The organism is Acinetobacter sp. 228, assembly GCF_048147885.1.
Window position 1 is genome coordinate 1 of record NZ_JAYWYV010000400.1, and the last position, 1,203, is coordinate 1,203.

The 1,203-nt window shown below is 43.8% G+C and carries 1 protein-coding gene; it reads left to right on the top strand.

The annotated features are described in order from the left end of the window. The coding region (locus VXQ92_RS19355) for a helix-hairpin-helix domain-containing protein (RefSeq protein ID WP_416682892.1) at nt 1-1,203 on the top strand (1,203 nt) is incomplete at both ends.

Genomic DNA, 1,203 nt, shown 5'->3' on the forward strand with positions numbered 1-1,203 from the left:
AACTGAATACAACCTTGATCAGGTTCAGCCACAAACACGTCAAGACTTCTTAAAACAAACTGCAAAATTATTCTGGTTAGGTAAAGTTCGTCCTCAAATCGAGCATTCATTACTTACAGAAAAACGTCTTGCTGCTGAAGCAGAAGCAATGCAGGTGTTTGCTGAAAATCTTCGTCACTTATTGTTATCAGCGCCAGCTGGTAGCCGTACGACTTTGGGTGTTGACCCTGGTATTCGTACTGGTGTGAAACTAGCCGTAGTATGCGTAGCTGGTGATGTACTTGCACTTAGCACGATTTATCCATTTGCGCCTAAAGAAGATAAAGAAGGCTCAATTGCTGAGCTTGCACGTCTATGCCGTGAATACAATGTCGAGCTTATTGCTATTGGCAATGGTACTGCGAGCCGTGAAACAGAAGCTGTTGTAGCTGAAATGATGGCTGCAAATACAGATCTTAAATTAACTCGTGTAACTGTAAGCGAAGCAGGTGCCTCTGTTTACTCTGCAAGTGAACTTGCTGCGGCGGAACTTCCAGAGCTTGATGTTTCAATCCGTGGGGCAGTTTCTATTGCGCGCCGTTTACAAGACCCGTTGGCTGAGCTTGTTAAAATTGATCCGAAGTCGATTGGCGTAGGTCAATATCAACACGATGTGAACCAAACTGGTTTGGCAAAAACGCTTGATGCGGTTGTAGAAGACTGTGTGAATGCTGTCGGGGTAGATGTAAATACTGCTTCACCAGCAATCTTGGCTTATATTGCAGGTTTAAACAAAGCAATTGCACAGCAAATTGTTGAATACCGTAAAGAGCATGGCCGTTTTGACACACGTCAGGCACTTAAAAATGTACCGCGTCTTGGCGAACGTACTTTTGAACAGGCAGCTGGTTTCTTGCGTATCCAAAATGGTTCAGAGCCATTAGATGCATCTGCTGTTCACCCTGAAAGTTATGGTCTTGTTGAGAAAATTGTTGCAGCAAAAGCGACAACGGTAAAAGACATTATTGGCAATACCGAAATTATTCGTCAGGTTAAAGCAGAAGAGTTTGTTGATGACAAATTCGGTTTGCCAACCATTCAAGACGTTTTAGCAGAACTTGAAAAACCGGGCCGTGACCCTCGTCCAGAATTCCGCACAGCTAAATTCCGTGAAGACATTACTGAAGTTGCTCAGTTGACTGAAGGTATGCAGCTTGAAGGTGT